This is a genomic window from Rhodococcus sp. NPDC058532 (assembly GCF_042719255.1).
Lineage (GTDB): Bacteria > Actinomycetota > Actinomycetes > Mycobacteriales > Mycobacteriaceae > Rhodococcus_G.
This window is the reverse complement of sequence record NZ_JBHXNU010000001.1, coordinates 461,530-480,601: the sequence shown is the minus strand read 5'-3', so window position 1 is coordinate 480,601 and position 19,072 is coordinate 461,530. Positions and strand designations below refer to the sequence as shown.

At 71.8% G+C, this 19,072-nt stretch carries 17 protein-coding genes; 11 read left to right on the top strand and 6 right to left on the bottom strand.

Annotated elements, in window-relative coordinates; genetic code table 11:
- Positions 1-13: 13 nt before the first annotated feature.
- From ACFWQG_RS02115 to ACFWQG_RS02095, 5 genes are all read left to right on the top strand, one after another.
- The gene (locus ACFWQG_RS02115; RefSeq protein WP_378505899.1) at positions 14-1,306 is read left to right on the top strand and encodes a TrpB-like pyridoxal phosphate-dependent enzyme; all 1,293 of its coding nucleotides are present in this window, start codon (positions 14-16) and stop codon (positions 1,304-1,306) included.
- A 43-nt stretch (positions 1,307-1,349) separates the two neighbouring features.
- Positions 1,350-2,147: a carbon-nitrogen hydrolase family protein gene (locus ACFWQG_RS02110; protein WP_378505898.1), complete on the top strand. Its 798-nt coding sequence runs from the start codon at positions 1,350-1,352 to the stop codon at positions 2,145-2,147.
- A gap of 36 nt (positions 2,148-2,183) precedes the next feature.
- A complete protein-coding gene (locus tag ACFWQG_RS02105) occupies positions 2,184-2,810 on the top strand; it encodes a phosphoribosyltransferase (RefSeq protein ID WP_378506053.1) in 627 nt (208 codons plus the stop codon).
- Positions 2,811-2,992: 182 nt separating this feature from the next.
- On the top strand, positions 2,993-4,780 hold the full coding sequence (locus ACFWQG_RS02100; protein ID WP_378505897.1) for an AMP-dependent synthetase/ligase: 1,788 nt from the start codon (positions 2,993-2,995) through the stop codon (positions 4,778-4,780).
- Between the two features lie 126 nt (positions 4,781-4,906).
- Complete coding sequence (locus tag ACFWQG_RS02095; protein WP_378505896.1) at positions 4,907-5,356, top strand: hypothetical protein; 450 nt, start codon at positions 4,907-4,909, stop codon at positions 5,354-5,356.
- Here the strand turns inward: ACFWQG_RS02095 and ACFWQG_RS02090 are convergent.
- Both ACFWQG_RS02090 and ACFWQG_RS02085 read right to left on the bottom strand, forming a co-directional pair.
- A complete protein-coding gene (locus ACFWQG_RS02090) occupies positions 5,353-6,102 on the bottom strand; it encodes a maleylpyruvate isomerase N-terminal domain-containing protein (RefSeq protein WP_378505895.1) in 750 nt (249 codons plus the stop codon). The genes ACFWQG_RS02095 and ACFWQG_RS02090 overlap by 4 nt on opposite strands.
- Entirely contained in the window at positions 6,099-6,719 is a 621-nt protein-coding gene (locus ACFWQG_RS02085; RefSeq protein WP_378506052.1) for an alpha/beta hydrolase, read from the bottom strand. The genes ACFWQG_RS02090 and ACFWQG_RS02085 overlap by 4 nt, the downstream gene beginning before the upstream one ends.
- Positions 6,720-6,758: 39 nt before the next feature.
- On the opposite strand from ACFWQG_RS02085, the gene ACFWQG_RS02080 reads away from it, so the two are divergent.
- Complete coding sequence (locus ACFWQG_RS02080; RefSeq protein WP_378505894.1) at positions 6,759-10,235, top strand: TM0106 family RecB-like putative nuclease; 3,477 nt, start codon at positions 6,759-6,761, stop codon at positions 10,233-10,235.
- Here ACFWQG_RS02080 and ACFWQG_RS02075 read toward each other — a convergent pair.
- Both ACFWQG_RS02075 and ACFWQG_RS02070 read right to left on the bottom strand, forming a co-directional pair.
- Entirely contained in the window at positions 10,220-11,395 is a 1,176-nt protein-coding gene (locus ACFWQG_RS02075) for an amino acid deaminase/aldolase (RefSeq protein ID WP_378506051.1), read from the bottom strand. The genes ACFWQG_RS02080 and ACFWQG_RS02075 overlap by 16 nt on opposite strands.
- Positions 11,396-11,489: 94 nt before the next feature.
- Positions 11,490-12,131, bottom strand: a complete 642-nt coding sequence (locus ACFWQG_RS02070) for a TetR/AcrR family transcriptional regulator (RefSeq protein WP_378505893.1) — start codon at positions 12,129-12,131, stop codon at positions 11,490-11,492.
- A gap of 77 nt (positions 12,132-12,208) precedes the next feature.
- On the opposite strand from ACFWQG_RS02070, the gene ACFWQG_RS02065 reads away from it, so the two are divergent.
- Positions 12,209-13,522: a D-arabinono-1,4-lactone oxidase gene (locus ACFWQG_RS02065; protein WP_378505892.1), complete on the top strand. Its 1,314-nt coding sequence runs from the start codon at positions 12,209-12,211 to the stop codon at positions 13,520-13,522.
- 6 nt (positions 13,523-13,528) lie between these two features.
- Here the strand turns inward: ACFWQG_RS02065 and ACFWQG_RS02060 are convergent, their stop codons facing one another.
- Positions 13,529-14,518, bottom strand: a complete 990-nt coding sequence (locus tag ACFWQG_RS02060) for an adenosine deaminase (RefSeq protein ID WP_378505891.1) — start codon at positions 14,516-14,518, stop codon at positions 13,529-13,531.
- 4 nt (positions 14,519-14,522) lie between these two features.
- Complete coding sequence (locus ACFWQG_RS02055; RefSeq protein ID WP_378506050.1) at positions 14,523-15,944, bottom strand: DHA2 family efflux MFS transporter permease subunit; 1,422 nt, start codon at positions 15,942-15,944, stop codon at positions 14,523-14,525.
- Positions 15,945-16,105: 161 nt separating this feature from the next.
- Here ACFWQG_RS02055 and ACFWQG_RS02050 point away from each other — a divergent pair, with 161 nt between their 5' ends.
- The 4 genes from ACFWQG_RS02050 to ACFWQG_RS02035 all read left to right on the top strand — a co-directional run bounded on the left by ACFWQG_RS02050 (position 16,106) and on the right by ACFWQG_RS02035 (position 19,014).
- Positions 16,106-16,789 carry a GNAT family N-acetyltransferase gene (locus ACFWQG_RS02050; protein ID WP_378505890.1) on the top strand — a complete coding sequence of 228 codons (684 nt, stop codon included), beginning with the start codon at positions 16,106-16,108 and terminating at the stop codon, positions 16,787-16,789.
- A 4-nt stretch (positions 16,790-16,793) separates the two neighbouring features.
- The gene (locus ACFWQG_RS02045; RefSeq protein WP_378505889.1) at positions 16,794-17,804 is read left to right on the top strand and encodes a glutathione S-transferase family protein; all 1,011 of its coding nucleotides are present in this window, start codon (positions 16,794-16,796) and stop codon (positions 17,802-17,804) included.
- Between the two features lie 122 nt (positions 17,805-17,926).
- Positions 17,927-18,616 carry a hypothetical protein gene (locus ACFWQG_RS02040; protein ID WP_378505888.1) on the top strand — a complete coding sequence of 230 codons (690 nt, stop codon included), beginning with the start codon at positions 17,927-17,929 and terminating at the stop codon, positions 18,614-18,616.
- 8 nt (positions 18,617-18,624) lie between these two features.
- Positions 18,625-19,014 carry a DUF6153 family protein gene (locus ACFWQG_RS02035; RefSeq protein ID WP_378505887.1) on the top strand — a complete coding sequence of 130 codons (390 nt, stop codon included), beginning with the start codon at positions 18,625-18,627 and terminating at the stop codon, positions 19,012-19,014.
- The last annotated feature ends 58 nt before the right edge of the window (positions 19,015-19,072 follow it).

Sequence of the window (19,072 nt, the reverse complement as noted above, 5' to 3'; positions counted from 1 at the left end):
CCAGGAGCGCCCCGTGGCCGACACGCCGATCCCCACCCACTGGTACAACATCGCCGCGGATCTGCCGGTGCCCCCGCCGCCGCATCTGCACCCGGGGACCAGGGAACCGGTCACACCGGCCGACCTGGAGTCGCTGTTCGCGTCCGGCCTGATCGAGCAGGAGGCATCCACCGAGCAGTACATCGCGATCCCCGAGCCGATCCGCGAGGTCTACCGGACGTGGCGGCCCGCGCCGCTGATCCGGGCGCGCGAGTTCGAGAAGGCACTGGGCACCCCGGCGCGCATCTACGTCAAGTACGAGGGTGTCAGCCCGGTCGGCAGCCACAAGACCAACACCGCCGTCGCGCAGGCGTACTACAACGCGCAGGACGGTGTCACCAGGATCACCACCGAGACCGGTGCCGGGCAATGGGGCTCGGCGCTGTCGTTCGCGTGCGCGAAGTTCGGCATCGACCTCGAGGTGTGGCAGGTGCGGGCATCGTACGAGTCGAAGCCGTACCGCCGGTTCCTGATGGAGACCTACGGCGGCACCGTGCATCCGAGCCCGTCCACGCTGACCGAGGCGGGCCGGAAGATGCTCGCCGACGACCCGAACACCCCCGGCAGCCTCGGGATGGCCGTCAGCGAGGCGGTCGAGGTCGCCGCGGGCGACCCGAACGCGCGCTATGCGCTCGGCAGCGTCCTCAACCACGTGGTGCTGCACCAGACCGTCATCGGCCTCGAGGCCGTCGAGCAGCTGCGCGGCGCGGGCGAGGCAAACGCCGACGTCGTGTTCGGGTGCGCCGGGGGCGGGTCCAACCTGGCCGGCCTGGCGTTCCCGTTCATCCGCGAGGTACTGCACGGCCGCGCGCAGACCCGGGTCATTGCCGTCGAGCCCGCCGCGTGCCCGTCGATCACCAAGGGCGAGTACCGGTACGACCACGGCGACGTCGCCGGCCTGACGCCGCTGCTGAAGATGCACACCCTCGGACAGGACTTCGTGCCGGACCCGATCCACGCGGGCGGACTCCGCTACCACGGCATGGCGCCGCTGCTCAGCCACACCGTCGACCTCGGCTACGTGACCGGCAAGGCCGTCGACCAGACCGCGTCGTTCGCCGCGGGTGTGCAGTTCGCCAGGGCCGAGGGCATCGTCCCCGCCCCCGAGTCGTCGCACGCGATCGCCGCCTGCGCCGAGTACGCGAGGACGCTCACCGAACCCGAGGTGCTGGTGATCGGTCTCTCCGGCCACGGCATGCTCGACCTGCCCGCGTACCACCAGTTCATGCAGGGCAACCTGGTCTCGACCGTGGGCGACATGTCCTGACCTCCCGCTGCGGCCCGATCTCGGCCGTGCGCACAATGGGCGCATGGTCGAGATCGCAGTGGCCCAGTTCTCCGCGGGAACGGGCAAGGACGACAACCTCCGGGTGATCCGCACCCTCGTTGGCGAGGCCGCCTCCCGCGGTGCCCGGGTGGTGGTCGCCCCCGAGTACGCGATGTACACCGCGCCGCGGCTCGATGCGGGGGTCGCCGCCTCGGCCGAACCGCTCGACGGGCCGTTCGTCTCCGGCCTGCTCGCGGTCGCCGCCGAGGTCGGCGTGCACCTGGTGGCCGGGGTGAACGAGTCGCTGCCCGGCGACGACCGGATCTCGAACACGCTCGTCGCTGCCGCTCCGGACGGCACCCTCGCCGCCGTGTACCGCAAGCTCCACCTCTACGACGCGTTCGGCTACCGGGAGTCGGACGTCTACCGGGCAGGCCCGATCACCGATCCCGTCACCTTCACCGTCGACGGCCTCACCTTCGGCATGCAAACCTGCTACGACCTGCGCTTCCCCGAGGTGACGCGGCGGATCGTCGACGCGGGCGCCGACGTGCTCGCGCTGCCCGCGCAGTGGGTGCCCGGCCCGCTCAAGGAGGACCACTGGGCGACGCTGGTCCGGGCCCGGGCCATCGAGAACACCATCTACGTGGCCGCCGCCGACCAGAGCGCCCGCACCGGCTCGGGATGCTCGATGATCGTCGACCCGATGGGCGTGGTCCTCGCCGCCCTCGGTGAGCGCGTCGGCACCGCCCGCGCGGAGGCCACCGCGGACCGGATCGCCCAGGTGCGGGCGGTCAATCCGGCGCTGACGCTGCGGCGCTTCGGGGTCGCCGAACGATAGTGCCCGGGCCGGGTGCGGCGTAGCGTCGACGGTGCGATGCTCTACGCCACCCGCGCCGAGGCGGGCCGCGACCTGGCCACCTCCCTCGGGCACCTGCGCGGCACCGACCCGCTGGTGCTGGGACTGCCGCGCGGCGGCGTGCCGGTGGCCGTCGAGGTGGCCCGGGCCCTTGCCGGGGACCTCGACGTCATCGTGGTCCGGAAGCTGGGGTTGCCGTGGCAGCCGGAGTTGGCGATGGGCGCCATCGGCGAGGGCGGCGTCCGGGTGCTCAACGAGGACGTGATCGGCCGGTCCGGGGTATCGCCGCTGACCCTGTCCAGCACGGAGACCGCCGAGCGCCGCGAACTGGACCGGCGGGTCCGGCTGCTGCGGGGCGACCGCCCGCCGATCCCGATGGCCGGGCGGACCGTCGTCCTCGTCGACGACGGGATGGCCACCGGCGCGACCGCCGAGGTCGCCTGCCTGGTCGCGCGGGCCGGGGCCGCCGCCCGGGTGGTGGTCGCGATGCCGGTGTCGTCGGAGGAGGCGATGGATCGGCTGCGCGCGGTCGCGGACGAGGTGGTGTGCCCCCTCGTGCCCCGGTGGCTCGGGGGCGTCGGCGGCGCCTACCGCGACTTTCACCAGCTCACCGACGACGAGGTGCGGGCGGCGCTGAAAACGTGATCTACGCCTCACTCCCCTGCGCCGGACACCGCAAAGTCACAGTTCGCGGAACTTCGAGTAACAGACACCTTGTTTCGGCGGCGTTACATCCGGTCATTCCGGACAGGGAAGCTCGTGCATCCCCCGCCGGAATGTGATGCAATGCACACCCGTATGTGTCGGTAGTCCTGGAGGGTCCCCAAGTGCGAGAGTTCGAAGTTCCGCAGTCGTTTTCCGTTCCGGACGACGTCTCGATGGCAGACACGGTGTTCCGCTTCGAGAAGGAATGCCCGCAGCATGTGCCCTTCAAGAAGCTCGTCGGCGGCGCCTGGGTCGATGTCAGCGCGGCGGAGTTCGCCGCCCAGGTCACGGCCGTCGCCAAGGGGCTGATGGCGTCCGGCATCGAGCTCGGCGACCGGGTCGCGATCCTGTGCGCCACCCGCTACGAGTGGGTCGTCCTCGACTACGCGATCTGGACCGCGGGCGGCTGCACCGTCGCGATCTACGAGACCTCGTCCGCCGACCAGGCCCAGTGGATCCTCGAGGACTCGGCGACCGCGCTGCTCGTCGTCGAGACGGCCAAGCACGCCGCCACCGTCAAGGATGTCGCCGAGGCGGCGCCCGCGTTGCGGGAGATGCTGCAGATCGAGGCGGGCGCGCTCGACGAGCTCACCGCCCGGGGCGCCGAGATCACCGATGAGGCGCTGCATGAGCGCCGCGGGCAGGTCGGGGCCTCCTCCCCCGCCACCCTCATCTACACCTCCGGCACCACCGGCAGGCCCAAGGGCGTGCAGCTCACGCACGGCAACTTCAGCGCGGAGTCGCAGGCCGTGAAGATCGCCCTCGCCGACGCGATGTACGAGGGCCGCAGCACCCTGATGTTCCTCCCGCTCGCCCACGTGTTCGCCCGCGCGATCTCGTTCGGCGCGTTCGACAACAAGGTCACCGTCGGCCACACCGCCGACCTGACCACGCTGGTCGACCAGTTCGCGGTGTTCAAGCCGAACTTCATCCTCTCGGTGCCGCGGGTGTTCGAGAAGGTCTACAACTCGGCGAAGCAGAAGGCCGAGGACGGCGGCAAGGGCAAGATCTTCGGCAAGGCCGCCGAGACGGCGATCGCGTACAGCGAGGCCATCGAGAACGGCGGGCCCGGCCTCGGACTCAAGCTCAAGCACGCCCTGTTCGACAAGCTGGTCTACGGCAAGCTGCGGGCCGCGCTCGGCGGCGAATGCGACCGCGCCGTGTCCGGCGGCGCCGCGCTCGGCGCCCGCCTCGGCCACTTCTTCCGGGGCATCGGCGTCCCGGTCTACGAGGGCTACGGCCTCACCGAGACCAGCGCGGCCGTCACCGTGAACACCACCACCGCGCAGCGGGTCGGCACCGTCGGCAAGCCGCTCAACGGGCACGCCGCGAAGATCGCCGAGGACGGCGAGCTGCTGCTCAAGGGCCCGGTCGTGTTCGGCGGGTACTGGCACAACGACGCAGCAACCGCCGACTCGATCCGCGACGGCTGGTTCCACACCGGCGACCTCGGCTCCATCGACGAGGACGGCTTCGTCTCGATCACCGGCCGCAAGAAGGAGATCATCGTCACCGCGGGCGGCAAGAACGTCGCCCCCGCGGTCCTCGAGGACGCCCTGCGTGCGCACCCGCTGATCAGCCAGTGCCTCGTCGTCGGCGACGCAAAGCCGTTCATCGGTGCGCTGATCACGATCGACCAGGAGGCGCTGCCCGGCTGGCGCGAGCGCAACGGGGTCGCCGCCGACCTGCCGATCGCCGAGGTGGTCAAGCACCCCGACCTGGTCGCCGAGGTCGACGCCGCGATCGCCGAGGGCAACAAAAAGGTCTCCAGCCCGGAGCAGATCAAGAAGTACCGCATCCTCGACGTGGACTTCACCATCGAGACCGGGGAGCTGACGCCGACGCTCAAGCTCAAGCGCAACGTCATCCACGACACGTTCGGCACCGCCATCGAGGCGATCTACACCTGACGTCACCGGCGGACGTTCCCGGCGCCGCCGAATGGGCCGTCTCCCGCGGGAGGCGGCCCATTTGCCGTTCGCGGCGGTTCGGGTTCAGCCGGATTGGGTTCAGCGGGATCGGGTTCAATGGCGGGCATGACGACGACAGTTCCTGGCTTCGGTGATCGGTTCCCCAAGCTGCTGCTTGTTGGTCCGGGCGCGGTCGCCGAGCCGCGGCTCCTGCGCGCGCTGCACCTGGCTGGGGTCGCGGCGCTCCCCGGCGACCGGGAGGCCAGCGGGCAGAAACTGTTCGGCGCCCGCATCGTCGACGACCCGGCGGACGGATGGAACGAGCTGGGGCCCTGGGTGCGGGCGGCGGTGACGTTCGGCGCCGACGCGTGGACCGCGATGCAGGCCGTCCTGTCGCTCAGCGGTCCGGACTACGCGCCGGGGGCATCGACGGTGAGCGCGGGCGACCGACCGGTCACCGTGCTCGCGTGCCCCGACCTCGACGACGCCGCCCTCACCGACGCGGCGCTCGCCGGGGCGCTTGCGGCGGCGCAGCGGGCGGCCGGGCTGGCGTGGGGATGCGGTGGCCGGGCCTAAATCCTGGCGGCGTCGATCATCCGGCGCGCGACGTCGGCGTCGCCGACCATCTCCAGTGCGGCAAGCGGGCGCCTGCGCCACATCGTGAGCAACAGGTCCTCCGCTGTGCCGCGGATCGCCACAGTACTCCTCCCGTGTCCGGCCTCCACCCGGACTCCGTCGGCGCCGAAGGCGAGCAGCAGCTCCGCATCCGGGGTGTCGGTGCCATGCAGGTGAACGCTCTTGCCGTGCAACGTGTTCGGAATCTGCGGGACGGCCCGCGGCAGCATCAGCCGCGCCCACTCGTCGACACCGTCCGCGGCGCAGCGCGGATCGACCGGCGCGGGCGGCCGGCCACCGGCGGCGTGCACCGCGTCGGCTGCATCCACCCGGTGCACCGTCACCTCGTGCGCCTGCCTGCGCGCCCAGAACCGGGCCGTGCCCGGGCCGGTCAGGGTCGGTGCGGCCCGGTCGACGTCGCTGCCGGACAGCTCGGCGAGCAGCGCATCGAGGGACTCCCGGTAGGCGGGCAGGCAGCCGGGTCCGTGCGGCAGCGGCGGGGCGTCGGCGGACCCGGCGAGGGTGGCGCCCGGCCCGGCGGCGAGCACGCCCGTCACCCAGCGGTGCACCTTCCCGGTGTGCCGGATCACCCGTTCCAGGGTCCACCCCGGCACCGTCGGGACCGGGGCGCCCAGCGCGTCCGGGGGCATCGCCGCCAGGCGCATGCCCTCGGCCCGCAGCACGGCGACATGCTCGTCGGGTGTCATGCCCGAACGGTAGCGCGGAGGAACGCGGCGACGTCGGAGGTGACCCGCCGATGCACCGGTTCGTGCAGCAGGTCGTGGCCCGCGTCCTGGTACTCGCGGAGGTCCGCGGTCGGGACGGCGGCCGACCACGCCCGTGCACCGTCGATCGGGGCGAGCCGGTCGTCGACGCCGTGCACCACCAGGATCGGCGCCAGCACCCCGCCGACCGCGCCCGGATCGGCCGCGGCGGCGCGCGGAAGCCCGCACAGCACGACGGCCCCGAACCGGTCCGGCGCGGCGCCGAGCGCGGCGATCGCGGTGGCGGCCCCGAGCGAGTGCCCCATGACCGCGAGCGGCAGCCCGGGTCGGTCGTGTGCGGCGAGGTCGGCGAGTAGCAGCGCGTTGGCCCCGAGCACGTCGAGCGAACCGGGGTGGCCGGGTTCGCCCTCGCTGAGCCCGTGCCCGACGTGGTCGAGTGCCCAGGTCTCGATGCCCTCGGCGGCGAGGGCCCGCCCGAACCGGTGATAGTGGCCCGTGTGCTGCCCCATGCCGTGCAGGAACACCAGCGCGGCGACGGGGTCGGGGCACGGCCAGCGACGGTGGTGGACCTGCCCGGAGGCCCCGGTGAAGAACGGCACCACCCGATTATGTCGGGACGGTCTGCCATAGTCGCAGTCGTGTTCCTCCTCGACGACGTCCTCGTCCACAGCGCGGGCGACCTGACGCGGGCGGCGGACTGCGAGTTCGCGCTGCTGCGGCAGCTCGACGTGACCCTCGGGCATCGCGCCCGGCCCGCGGCGGGCCCGTCGGATCCGATGCTCGAGCGGACCACCGCCCTCGGCGACGCCCACGAACGCCGCAGGCTGGACGAGTACCGGCAGCGGTTCGGCGACGGTGTCGTCACCATCGAGCGGCCGCGGCTCGACGCCGAGGACCTGGCCCGCGCGACGAAGGCGACGATCGATGCCGCCCGCGCGGGTGTCGAGGTGATCTACCAGGGCACCTTCTTCCGGCAGGCGACGCCCGCCGCCCGGTTCCTCGGCTTCTGCGACTTTCTGGTGCGCACCGACGCCGGGTACCGGGTCGTCGACACCAAGCTGTCCCGGCACGCCAGGGTGCCCGCCCTCCTGCAGGTGGCCGCGTACGCGGACGCACTGGCCGCCGACGGCGTCCCGCCTGCACCGACGGTGAGCCTGGTCCTCGGCGAGGGCACCGAGGTGTCCTACCCGCTCGACGACATCCTTCCGGTGTTCCGGCAGCGCAGGGACGCGCTGGTGCGGCTGCTCGACGAGCACCGCGACCGGGGAACGGCGGTGGTGTGGGGGGAGGTCCGCGGCTGCGGGCGGTGCGCCGACTGCGGCCCGGAGGTGGAACGCAGCCGGGACCTGACCCTGGTCGCGGGACTGCGCTCGACGCAGCGGGACGTCCTGATCCGCGGCGGCCTCACCACCGTGGACGCCCTCGCCGGCGCCACCGAGCGGGTCGCCGGGATGAGCGAGCGCACCTTCGCCGCCCTGCGGGGGCAGGCCGCCGTCCAACTCCGCACACCACCCGGCGGTCCGCCTGCGGTCGAGGTCACCGACCCGGACGCGCTCGCCGCGATCCCCGCCCCCGACCCGGGTGACATCTTCTTCGACTTCGAGGGCGACCCGCTGTGGGCGGAGGACGGATCCACCGACTGGGGGCTGGAGTACCTGTTCGGGGTGGTGGAGTCCGACGGCACGTTCCTGCCGTTCTGGGCGCACGACCGGATCGGGGAGCGCCGGGCGCTGCTCGACTTCCTGGACTACCTCACCGACCGCCGGAAACGATTCCCGCACATGCACGTTCACCACTACTCGGCGTACGAGAAGACCGCCCTGCTGCGCCTGGCCGGTCGCCACGGCGTCGGGGAGGACGCGGTGGACGCGCTGCTGCGCGAGAACGTCCTGGTGGACCTGTACCCGGTGGTGCGGGGTGCGCTGCGGGTCGGGGCCCCGTCCTACTCGATCAAGAAGCTGGAGCCGCTGTACATGGGCGACTCGATCCGGACCGGCGTCGACAACGCCGCCGACTCGATCGTCGAGTACGGCCGGTACTGCGCGCTGCGGGACGCCGGTGACGACGCCGCGGCCGCGGTGCTGGCCGGGATCGCGGACTACAACGAGTACGACTGCCTATCGACGCTGCGCCTGCGGGACTGGCTGCTCGGCCTTGCCGCCGAGCGGGGCGTACGGCCGCACCCGGCGCAGCAGGCCGTCGACGTCACGGTCGAAGAGCCCGGCGCGGACGAGACGGCGCTGCTGGCGCACGTCGGCGGGGCACTGGCCGGCGACCGGAGCAAGGACCAGCAGGCGGCGGCGCTCCTTGCCGCGGCGCTCGGCTACCACCGCCGCGAACGAAAGCCGTACTGGTGGGCACACTTCGAGCGGCTCACCGCCCCCGTCGACGAGTGGGCCGACACCGCGGACGCCTTCGTCGCCGACACCGTGACGGTCACCGAGGACTGGCACACGAGCACGCCGCGGCAACGCAAACAGCGTCGCACGGTCCGGCTCGTCGGCCGGTGGGGGTCCGGCTCGACGGCCCGGGTCGGCGATCAGCCGTTCGCGCTGTACGACGCGGCGACCGGGATCGGCAGCGAGGACGCGGCGAGCCGCGGGACGGTCACCGTCACCGTGCGCGCGCTCGCGTCCGACCCGGGCAGCGACGGCCGCACCCGCGACGTGGTGCTCATCGAGGAACTGCAGGGTGCCGACCCGCACGACAGCGTGCCGATGGCGCTGGCACCCGGCAGGCCGGTGCCGACCAAGAACATCGAGGCCGCGATCGCCGCTCAGGCCGCCGTGGTCGCGGCCGCGCTGCCGACGATGCCGGGCACCGCGGCCCTGGACATCCTGCGCCGCATCCCGCCCCGCACCCGGTCCGGGGCGCCGCTCCCCGCCGCCGACCCCGACCATCGGGCGCAGGCGATCACCGGGGCGCTGCTCGACCTCGACGACTCGTACCTGGCCGTGCAGGGGCCGCCGGGGACCGGGAAGACGCACACCGGCGCCGCCGTCGTCGCGGACCTGGTCACCCGGCACGGGTGGCGGGTCGGGGTGGTCGCGCAGTCGCATTCGGTGGTCGAGAACATGCTCGACGGCATCGTGCGGTCGGGGGTCGCCGGTGACCGGGTCGCGAAGAAACCCGGGTCGGGGCTCGCGGACGACCCGAAGTGGACCAAACTCGACCCGTCCGGATTCCCCGCCTTCCTCGACGAGAACGCGGAGGGCGGCTGCGTGATCGGCGGCACCGCATGGGATTTCGCGCACCCCCACCGGGTCCCGCCGGGCAGCCTCGACCTGCTGGTCGTCGACGAGGCCGGGCAGTTCTCGCTTGCGAACACGGTCGCGGTTGGGCGCTCCGCACGCAACCTGCTGCTGCTCGGCGACCCGCAGCAGCTTCCGCAGGTCAGCCAGGGCATCCACCCCGAGCCGGTGGACACCTCCGCGCTGGGGTGGCTGGCCGCCGGGCACGGCGCGCTCCCACCGGAACTCGGGTACTTCCTCGACATCACCTGGCGGATGCACCCCGCGGTGTGCGCGGCGGTGTCGGACCTGTCGTACGAGGGCAGGCTGCACGCGAAGGAGTCGGTCACCACCGGGCGGCACCTCGCGGGCGTGGAGCCGGGGGTGGAGGCGCTGTTCGTCGACCATGTCGGGAACTCGACCGCGTCCGCCGAGGAGGCGGCGGCGATCACCGCGGCGGCCGTCTCGTTGATCGGCACGCCGTGGACCACCGCGGCGGGCGAGGCCCCGCGCCCGCTGGGGCAGGCCGACGTCCTCGTCGTCGCGCCCTACAACGCGCAGGTGACGCTGATCCGCGAGCACCTCGCCGCGGCGGGCCTCGGCGAGGTGCTCGTCGGCACCGTCGACAAGTTCCAGGGCAGGGAGGCCGCCGTGGTGTTCGTGTCGATGACGGCGTCGTCGGCCGCGGATGTGCCCCGCGGGATGGGCTTCCTGCTGTCCCGGAACCGGTTGAACGTGGCCATCTCCCGGGGCAAGTGGCGCGCGATGATCGTCCGCTCCCCCGCGCTCACCGACTACCTGCCGTCAACGCCGGACGGGCTGACCGAGTTGGGCGCGTTCCTCCGCACCCATCCCGGGCCCGCCCTGGTTCAGCCGAAGCACTGACCTTCGCCGCGGTAGGTGGGCACCGTGGTGACGGCGCCGTCCGCGGCGACGAGGTGCACGTCGGTGAACCGCTCGCACAGCTCGCCCGCCTTCGCGTGCCGGAACCACACCCGGTCCCCGATCCGCAGCGCGCTCGCCGCGAGTCCGGTCACCGGGGTCTGCACCTCGCCCGCGCCCTCGTTGCGCAGCAGACTCAGCCCGGCAGGCCACACCGGCGTCGGCACCCGAGACGCCCCGGCGGGGCCGGAGGCGATGTAGCCGCCAGAGAACAGCGTCGCGATCTTCGGGCTCGGCCGCCGCACCGTGGACAGCGCGAAGAACATCGCCGGACGCGGGGTGAACGACCGGTAGCGGTCGAAGAGGGTCGGAACGAACAGGCCGGACCCGGCGGTGACCTCGGTGACGGCCGGGTCGGCGGAGCTGACCTCAAGCGAGCCGGTGCCGCCGCTGTTGACGATCTCGAGGCGGCCCGCCACCGCGGTGACGGCGGCGACGACCGCACCGCGCCGGGTGGACAGTTCCGTGGCGGAGGCCCTCTTAACCAGTCGCACGGCGGCGCTGGTGTCCGGGAGCCCGGCTATCTGCGCCTCGTAGAACATGACCCCGACCACCGCGCAGCCCCGGGTCGTTGCGGCGCGGGCGAGGTCGGCGGCCTGCTCGGGGGTGCGGAGCGGCGAGCGGCGGACGCCGAGATGGACCGGCCCGATCCGCAGCGAGGCGTCGACGTCGAGGCACAGCCGCGCCCCGGTGGCGCCGGCGGCGGCGATGACGTCGAGGTGCTCGGCTCCGTCGATCATCAGGGTGATCGAGTCCCGCAGCAGCGAGTCGGCACCGAGCTCGGCCAGCGCACCCCGGTCGACGGTGGGATACCCCATCAGCACGTCGCGGGCGCCCGCGCGGACGAGCCAGATCGCCTCGCGCAGCGAGTAGGACATGATGCCGCGGAATCCGCCGGACTCGGTGAGCCCCGATCCCAACGCGCGTTCGAGGACCGCACGGGTGCGGACGGACTTGCTTGCCACCCGGATCGGGGTGCCCGACGCGCGCCGCACCAGGTCGGCGGCGTTGGCGTCGAGGGAGGCCAGGTCCACCGCGGCGAACGGCGGATCGAGCGGGCGGGTCGCCGCGTCGAGCCGGGCGACGGTGCCGGTGGGTGTCATGGCGGATCGATCGGTGGTCGCGGTCACCTGCCCAGTCAATCACCCCATTTGGACAACTGTCCATGATTCGGGGCTGGCGCCGCGGCGGGACCGGTCAGATCTCGACGGCCTTGCCGGTGACCATCTGCACCAGATCGTCGAGCTCGGCGAGCACGGCCTCGCCGTTCCGATCGACCAGCCAGCGCAGCACGATGCCGTCGATGACGGCGAGCGCGAACCGGGCGATGTGCGCCACCGGCTCGGTCCATCGCATGCCGACATGCGCGGCCGAGGTCTCGAGGAACTCGATCGCCTCGGCGTCCATCGTCGCGTACTGGTTGGCGGCAATGGAACCGGCCAGCTCGGCCCCGGCGGCCTGCTGCCGCAGACCGTAGGCGGTGATCTCGTAGGTGAGCAGCTGCCGGTCGGGGGTGGCCTCGACGATCGGCCACATCGCGGACAGGCCGCTGTGCAGGAGCTCACGCAGTCCGCGCACCCCGGTCTGCGCCTCGTCGGTGTGCGCCTGCCCGAAGGCGTACCGCAGGGCCTGGCTCAGCTGCAGGACGAGGGCCTCGCCCATCGCCGCGACGAGCGCCTCCTTGCTCTCAAAGCAGTAGTGCACGACACCGAGCGACACACCCGCTTCCTCCGCGACGGCGCGGATCGTGACGGAGCTGACGCCGCCTCGTTCCGCGATCCCCATCGCCGATTCGACCAGCTGTGCGCGGCGTTCGTCCGCAGGAAGGCGATTCAGCATTCGACGATCCTAAAACGTCCCAACCTGATTGGATACAAGGTGTTGACCTGGACGGACGTCCAGGTAATAGTGTGCAGATGCACTCACAGAAGTGGCACAACTGGGCGCGCAGCGCCGGTGCCGACCCCCGGCGGTTCGCCACGCCGAAGTCCGTTGCCGAGCTCAGCGCCGAGATCACCCGGGCGGCGGACGAAGGACTGCACGTCAAGTGCGTCGGCGCCGGGCATTCGTTCACCCCGATCGCGGTGACCGACGGCGTGATGATCAGCCTGGACAATCTGAGCGGGATCGAATCCGTGGTGCCGGCCGGGGAGTCCGGCGCCCTGGTGACCGTCCTCGCCGGCACGCGGCTGCACGACCTCAATCCCAGGCTGTGGGATCTCGGCCTGGCGATGATCAACCTCGGGGACATCGACGCGCAGTCCATCGCCGGGGCGATCTCCACCGGCACCCACGGCACCGGCGCCCAATTCGGCGGTCTCGCCACCCAGATCCGCGCCATTCAGCTCGTGCTCGCGGACGGTGCGGTCGTCGACTGCTCCGCCGAGGAGAACCCCGAACTGTTCCACGCCGCCCGCCTCGGTCTCGGCGCGGTCGGTGTCATCGCGAAGCTGACGCTGCAGTGCGCGAACGCATTCATGATGCGGGCCGTCGAGGCGCCGGCCCGGTTCGGTGACACCATGGCTCGACTCGACGACCACGTCCACGGCGTCGACCATTTCGAGTTCTACTGGTTCCCGCACACGGACCGGGTGCTGACCAAGCACAACACCCGACTCCCCGCCGACACGCAGGCCCGGCCGGTCGGTGCGGTGCGCGCCTACATCGACGACGAACTGATCTCGAACACGATCTTCGAGGGCGTCAACCGGGTCGCCACCCGGTTCCCCGCCGCGATCCCCAGGATCAATAACCTCTCCGCACAGGCGCTGAGCGCCCGCGAGTACGTCGACCGCAGCTACCAGGTCTTCGCGTCGTCGCGGCGGGTGCGGTTCCGGGAGATGGAGTACGCGGTGCCCGCCGCCGCGCTCCCCGAGACCCTCCGCGAGATCGACCGCTGGATCAACGACTCCGGGTTCACCGTCGCCTTCCCCGTCGAGGTGCGCTTCGCCGCCGCCGACGACATCTGGCTCTCCACCGCGTCCGGCCGGGACACCGCCTACGTGGCAGTGCACCAGTACCACCGCCGCGACCACCGCGAGTACTTCGACGCCGTCGAGGCCATCGCGAAGGCGGTCGACGGCCGTCCGCACTGGGGAAAGATGCACTCGCGGACCGCGGACGACCTGCGGCCCAGCTATCCGCACTTCGACGAGTTCCGCTCGGCCCGCGACAAGTACGACCCGGAGCGACGCTTCGACAACGACTATCTCCGGCAGGTGCTCGGATAGCCCGCCTCAGCCGCCGAGCAACTCCGCCTTCCTGGCGGGGCTCGCAAAGGACGCCTCGATCGAGTTGCGCGCCAGCCGCTCCCGCTCCGCGTCGGTGAGTCCGACGTCGGCGCGGAGCCGGGCCAGGTTGTCGTCGACGTAGCCACCGAAGTACGCGGGATCGTCGGAGTTGACGGTGACATGCAGCCCCCGCGCGAGCATCCGGCGGATCGGGTGGTCGGCGAGCCGGTCGACCACCCGCAGCCGGACGTTCGACAGCGGACACAGGGTCAGCGGAACCCGGTCACGCACCAACCGGTCGACCAGGTCGTCGTCCTCGACGCAGCGGATACCGTGGTCGATCCGTTCGACGCCGAGCAGGTCGAGGGCCTGCCGGATGTAGTCGGGAGGGCCCTCCTCGCCCGCGTGTGCGACGACGTGCAGCCCGGCGGCGCGGGCCCGCCCGAACACGTCAACGAACAGCGACGGCGGATACCCGACCTCCGCGGAGTCGAGGCCGATCCCGAGCAGCGGGGCCCCCGACCCGACCAGGTCGGTCAGCAGCGCGTCCGCCTCCGGGACGGGGCGGTCCCGGAGGATGCCCGCAATCAACCCGGTGCTCACGCCGTGCTCGGCCTCGCTGCCCGCCAGCGCATCCCCCAACCCTTCGAGGACCTCCCGCAGCGGGACGCCCCGGGCGGTGTGCGCCTGCGGATTGAAGAAGATCTCGGCGTGCCGCACCCCCGCCACGGCCGCTCGCGCCAGGTACGACCTGGCGAGGTCGGCGAAGTCCTGCGCGGTGCGCAGCACCGTCATGTTCGCGAAGTACAGGTCGAGGAACGACTGCAGGTCGGTGAACTCGTACCGGGATCGCAGGTCGTCGAGGTCGGCGTACGGCAGGTCAATCCGATTGCGCTGCGCGAGTTCGAAGATCAGCTCCGGCTCGAGCGCGCCCTCGATGTGCATGTGCAGCTCGGCCAGCGGTGTCGCCCGGGTGTCGGTTGCGGGATCGGTCATGCCGTCAGCCTGCCACAGTGCTGCTCTCGTCCCTGCGCGGCGCGTCCGCGCCATCCTCGACTCGGCGTGGCCGCGAGAAGCACAGCGACGCAACGAATCCGACCAGCAGCACCACGGCGGGCAGCAGCATCGACTGCCCCATCGCGGAGCTGAACCCGTCCCGGACGACGTCGGGCATCGCGCTGGCCATGCCCTCGTGGGCGGCACCGGCGGAGGGCACCCCATTGGCGGACAGCCGGGCCGTGATCAGGGCGCCGATGCCTGCGCTGCCGAGCACCGCGCCGACCTGCCGGGTGGTGTTGTACACCCCCGAACCGGCGCCTGCCTGCTGCGGCGGCAGGTTGCGGGTCGCGGTCGCGGCAAGCGGTGACCAGATGAACGCGTTCGCCACACCCATCAGCGCGATCGGCAGCAACAGTTCCCAGATCGCGACCTCGGGCGTCATCACCAGCGCCAGCCAGCCGAACGAGACCGCCAGCATCAGGAAGCCGGGGGCGGCGATGTACCGCGGGTGCGCCCGGTCGACGAGCTTGCCGACGTTCGGGGCGAGGACACCGGTCAGCACCGCCATCGGCACCATGAGCAGGGCCGACCCGGTCGGCGACAGCCCCCGCACCCCCTGCGCGTAGAACATCAGCGGCAACACCATCGCGGTGATCGCGAAGCCCATCGAGGTGATCGCGATGTTGGCGAGGGAGAAGTTGCGGTCGCGGAACAGCTCGAGGGGCAGCAGCGGCTCGTCCCGGTTGCGGGACTGGTTCCAGACGAACACGCCGAGCAGCAGCACACCGGCCGCGATCATCAACCAGATCCGCACGGACCAGTCGTAGGTGTTGCCCTCCTGCAACCCGAACACCAGCAAGAACATGCCTGCGGCGCTGAGGACCACGCCGGGCAGGTCGAACCGGTGCTCGTGGGTCTCGAGGGTCGGGACGTACCGCATCGCGGCGAGGAAGGCGATCACGCCGACCGGAACGTTGACGATGAAGATCCACTGCCATCCGAGCCCGTCGACGAGCACGCCGCCCGCCAGCGGCCCGACCAGCGTCGCGACGCCGGCGACGGCACCCCACAGTCCCATCGCGGTGCCCCGCTTGTCCGGCGGGAAGATCCGGGTGATCACCGCCATCGTCTGCGGCGTCATCAACGCGGCACCGAAGCCCTGAACGACGCGCGCCACGATCAGCATCTCGATGCTGCCGGACAGGCCGCACCACAGCGAGGCCGCGGTGAACAGGGTCAAACCGAGCAGGTACAGGCGTTTCGGACCGAATCGGTCGCCGAGCCTGCCGGTGATCAGCAGCGGAACCGCGTACGCGAGCAGGTAGGCGCTGGTCACCCACACCACGCTGTTGATGTCCGCGCCGAGGTGCTCCATGATCGCCGGGTTCGCGACCGCCACGATCGTGGAGTCGACCAGGATCATGAAGAAACCCAGGCACAGCGCCCAGAGCGCGGGCCACTGCCGGATCTCGACGGGTTGGTTGGTGACGGTCACGGGTGAGCCCCTTGCCTCGAGCCTGAAATATACGGAGCGGGTGTGAGCGGGGCAAGGCCACCGATCCCGCGACCCGATAGCGTCACGGGGTGGACTCGCACCAACTCGACATTGTCGCCCTCGCCTGGTCGCGAGAGCTCGGCCTGCCGGACGACGCGCTGCGCGTTGCCGGTTCCCGAACGATACGACCGGCCACCGACACGGTCCGGTTTCTGCGGTTCGCCGGCGCGAGCGCGCTCGTCGGGCCGCCCTGGTTCCTCGACCGCGCGGCGGCGCTCGACGACGACGCTCTGGCGTCCCGGTCGACCCTCGGCGACCTGACCAGGGACCACGGCGGGCGGTGCACCGGCCCCCGCCTGCTGGCCTACGCGTCCGAGGTGGGCGACATCGACGTGGCGAGCCCCCTCATCTCCCACGTCCTCCCCCACGTGCTCGCCTTGCAGGCGCTGTGCCCGCCGGACGACGTCGCCGAGGCCGACCTCACCGCCCGACGCAACTGGTTCACGCTCCTCGACGAGGACGAGCGGCCGCTCTCCTGCGCCGGCTACTCCGAATGGCAGGGGATCATCGCCCGGCTCGGGGTGCTGACCGTTCCGGAGGCCCGCCGCCGGGGCAACGGAACGACGGTCGGCAGGCTGTGCACCAACGACGCGATGGACGAGGGCATGATCCCGGAGTGGCGCAGCCACCCGGAGGACCTCGCCTCCCGCGGGCTGGCCGCACGACTCGGCTACGAGGAACTCGGCTCGGTCACCGAGGTGGCGCTACCGTGAAGAGGTGAGCGACGAGAACGGCACGGCCGCTAGCTATGTCGAACCGGGACGCGAATTCGTCCGCGACACCCGGTACATCGAGACCCGGATCACCGCCGACGGCAGGGACGGCTTTCCGGTCGAGCCGGGACGGTACCGGCTGGTCGTCGCGCGGGCCTGCCCGTGGGCGAACCGGGCGATCATCGTCCGGCGCCTGCTCGGCCTCGAGGACGCCCTGTCGATGGGCCTGTGCGGCCCCACCCACGACGAGCGCAGCTGGACCTTCGACCTCGACCCGGGTGGCGTCGACCCGGTGCTGGGGATCCCCCGACTGCGCGACGCCTACCTCGCGCGCGACCCGCACTATCCGCGCGGCATCACCGTCCCGGCGATCGTGGACGTGCCGACCGGGCAGGTCGTCACCAACAACTACCCGCAGATCACGCTCGACCTGTCCACCGAATGGACGGCGTACCACCGCGACGGCGCCCCCGACCTGTACCCGGAGCCGCTGCGCCCCGAGATCGACGAGGTCGCGGACCTGGTCTTCCGGGACGTCAACAATGGCGTCTACCGGTGTGGATTCGCCGGTTCCCAGGACGCCTACGAGGCCGCGTACGACCGACTGTTCGCGCGGCTGGACTGGTTGAGCGAGCGCCTGGCCACGCAGCGCTTCCTGGTCGGCGACACGATCACCGAGGCGGATGTGCGCCTGTTCACGACGCTGGTCCGGTTCGACGCCGTCTACCACGGGCATTTCAAATGCAACCGCACCACACTCGCCGAGATGGACGTGCTCTGGGCGTACGCACGGGACCTGTTCCAGACGCCCGGATTCGGCGACACCGTCGACTTCACGCAAATCAAGGAGCACTACTACCTGGTGCACACCGACATCAACCCGACCCGGATCGTCCCGAAGGGACCGGACCTGTCCGGTTGGACCACGCCACACGGACGGGACGCGCTGGGCGGCAGGCCGTTCGGGGACGGCACTCCCCCACCCCCGCCGAAGCCCGCCGAGCTGGTTCCCTAGGTCAGCCAGGGCCGGGCACCGGTCGCCCCGTGAGGCACGCGTCATCGGAACAATCGGGGCGGGCGGAACGTTGGGAGGGTGTTCGGCCGCCGAACGCGCGGTCCGGGCAGGAGGATGCACCGATGAACATCACCGGACGGGTGGAGCGGGCCATCGCCTCGCTGCTCGACAACGGCACCCGCCTGCAGGGACCGGCCGTCGAGACCTATGTGTCCCGGGTCCGGCGCGCCCACCCGGACGAGACCCCCGAGCAGATCGTCGCGCGACTCGAGCGCATGTTCCTGACCGCGGTCACCGGCAGCGGCGGCGCGGTCGGGGCCGCCGCCGCGGTCCCCGGGATCGGCACCGCGGGGTCGATCGCGGCGGTCGGCGCGGAAACCGCCTTCTTCCTCGAGGCCAGCGCGCTGTTCACGCTGGCGGTGGCGTCGGTGCACGGCATCCCGGTCGTCGACCACGAACGGCGCCGCGCGCTGGTGCTGTCCGTCGCGCTGGGGGCGGCGGGCATGGAGATCGTCGAGAAGGCGGTCGGGGCGACCACCAAGAACTGGGGCCTGCTGCTGTCCGGGAAGCTGCCGACCGGGACCGTGACGGGGATGAACCAGACCCTGCTCCGCACGTTCGTCACGAAGTACGCCGCCAAGCGCAGCGCACTCATCCTTGGCAAGCTGGTGCCCGCGGGCGTCGGAGCGGTGATCGGCAGCGCGGGCAACCGCACGATCGGCAAGGGCGTGATCGCGAACGCCAGGGACGCGTTCGGTCCGGCCCCCGCGCAGTGGTCGATCACCGCGGAGCACTACCCCCAGGAGGTATAGTCGGGCGCATGGCCCGGACCTCAATGCTCGGCACCGGACCGCGTCGCGCGGTCCTGCTGCTCGCCGTTGTCCTCGGCCTCCTTGCCATGCATCACGTCGCAGCCTCGGCGCCTGCGCACGCCGCCCCGGCCGCCGCCGTCGAGCACGACGGCGACCGGTCGCCCGATCGCGACGGTGGGGGCGGCCATTCCGGTGGGCAGCACATGCTCGCGACCTGCCTTGCCGTGCTGACGGCGGGCATCGCCCTCCTCGTCGCCCTGACGCTGTTCGGTGTCGTCACCGACCCCGGCGGCGGCCGTGACCGACGGCGCATCGTCCCGGCCCGGTTCGACCGCGGCCCCCCGTTCGCCGCACCGACCTCCGTTCGACTCGCGTCCCTCTGCCTGCTTCGGGTGTGACGGGGCCACTGCGCCGCGTGCGCAGTCCGGCCGACTTCACCACTTCACGAAAGAGCAA

What these genes read in the sequence shown, in the direction of transcription:
- ACFWQG_RS02110 (WP_378505898.1), top strand. Translation starts at nt 1,350, where the DNA reads ATGGTCGAGATCGCAGTGGCCCAGTTCTCCGCGGGAACGGGCAAGGAC.
- ACFWQG_RS02105 (WP_378506053.1), top strand. Translation starts at nt 2,184, where the DNA reads ATGCTCTACGCCACCCGCGCCGAGGCGGGCCGCGACCTGGCCACCTCC.
- ACFWQG_RS02095 (WP_378505896.1), top strand. Translation starts at nt 4,907, where the DNA reads ATGACGACGACAGTTCCTGGCTTCGGTGATCGGTTCCCCAAGCTGCTG.
- ACFWQG_RS02090 (WP_378505895.1), bottom strand. Translation starts at nt 6,102, where the DNA reads ATGACACCCGACGAGCATGTCGCCGTGCTGCGGGCCGAGGGCATGCGC.
- ACFWQG_RS02075 (WP_378506051.1), bottom strand. Translation starts at nt 11,395, where the DNA reads ATGACACCCACCGGCACCGTCGCCCGGCTCGACGCGGCGACCCGCCCG.
- ACFWQG_RS02070 (WP_378505893.1), bottom strand. Translation starts at nt 12,131, where the DNA reads ATGCTGAATCGCCTTCCTGCGGACGAACGCCGCGCACAGCTGGTCGAA.
- ACFWQG_RS02065 (WP_378505892.1), top strand. Translation starts at nt 12,209, where the DNA reads ATGCACTCACAGAAGTGGCACAACTGGGCGCGCAGCGCCGGTGCCGAC.
- ACFWQG_RS02060 (WP_378505891.1), bottom strand. Translation starts at nt 14,518, where the DNA reads ATGACCGATCCCGCAACCGACACCCGGGCGACACCGCTGGCCGAGCTG.
- ACFWQG_RS02055 (WP_378506050.1), bottom strand. Translation starts at nt 15,944, where the DNA reads ATGATCCTGGTCGACTCCACGATCGTGGCGGTCGCGAACCCGGCGATC.
- ACFWQG_RS02040 (WP_378505888.1), top strand. Translation starts at nt 17,927, where the DNA reads ATGAACATCACCGGACGGGTGGAGCGGGCCATCGCCTCGCTGCTCGAC.
- ACFWQG_RS02035 (WP_378505887.1), top strand. Translation starts at nt 18,625, where the DNA reads ATGGCCCGGACCTCAATGCTCGGCACCGGACCGCGTCGCGCGGTCCTG.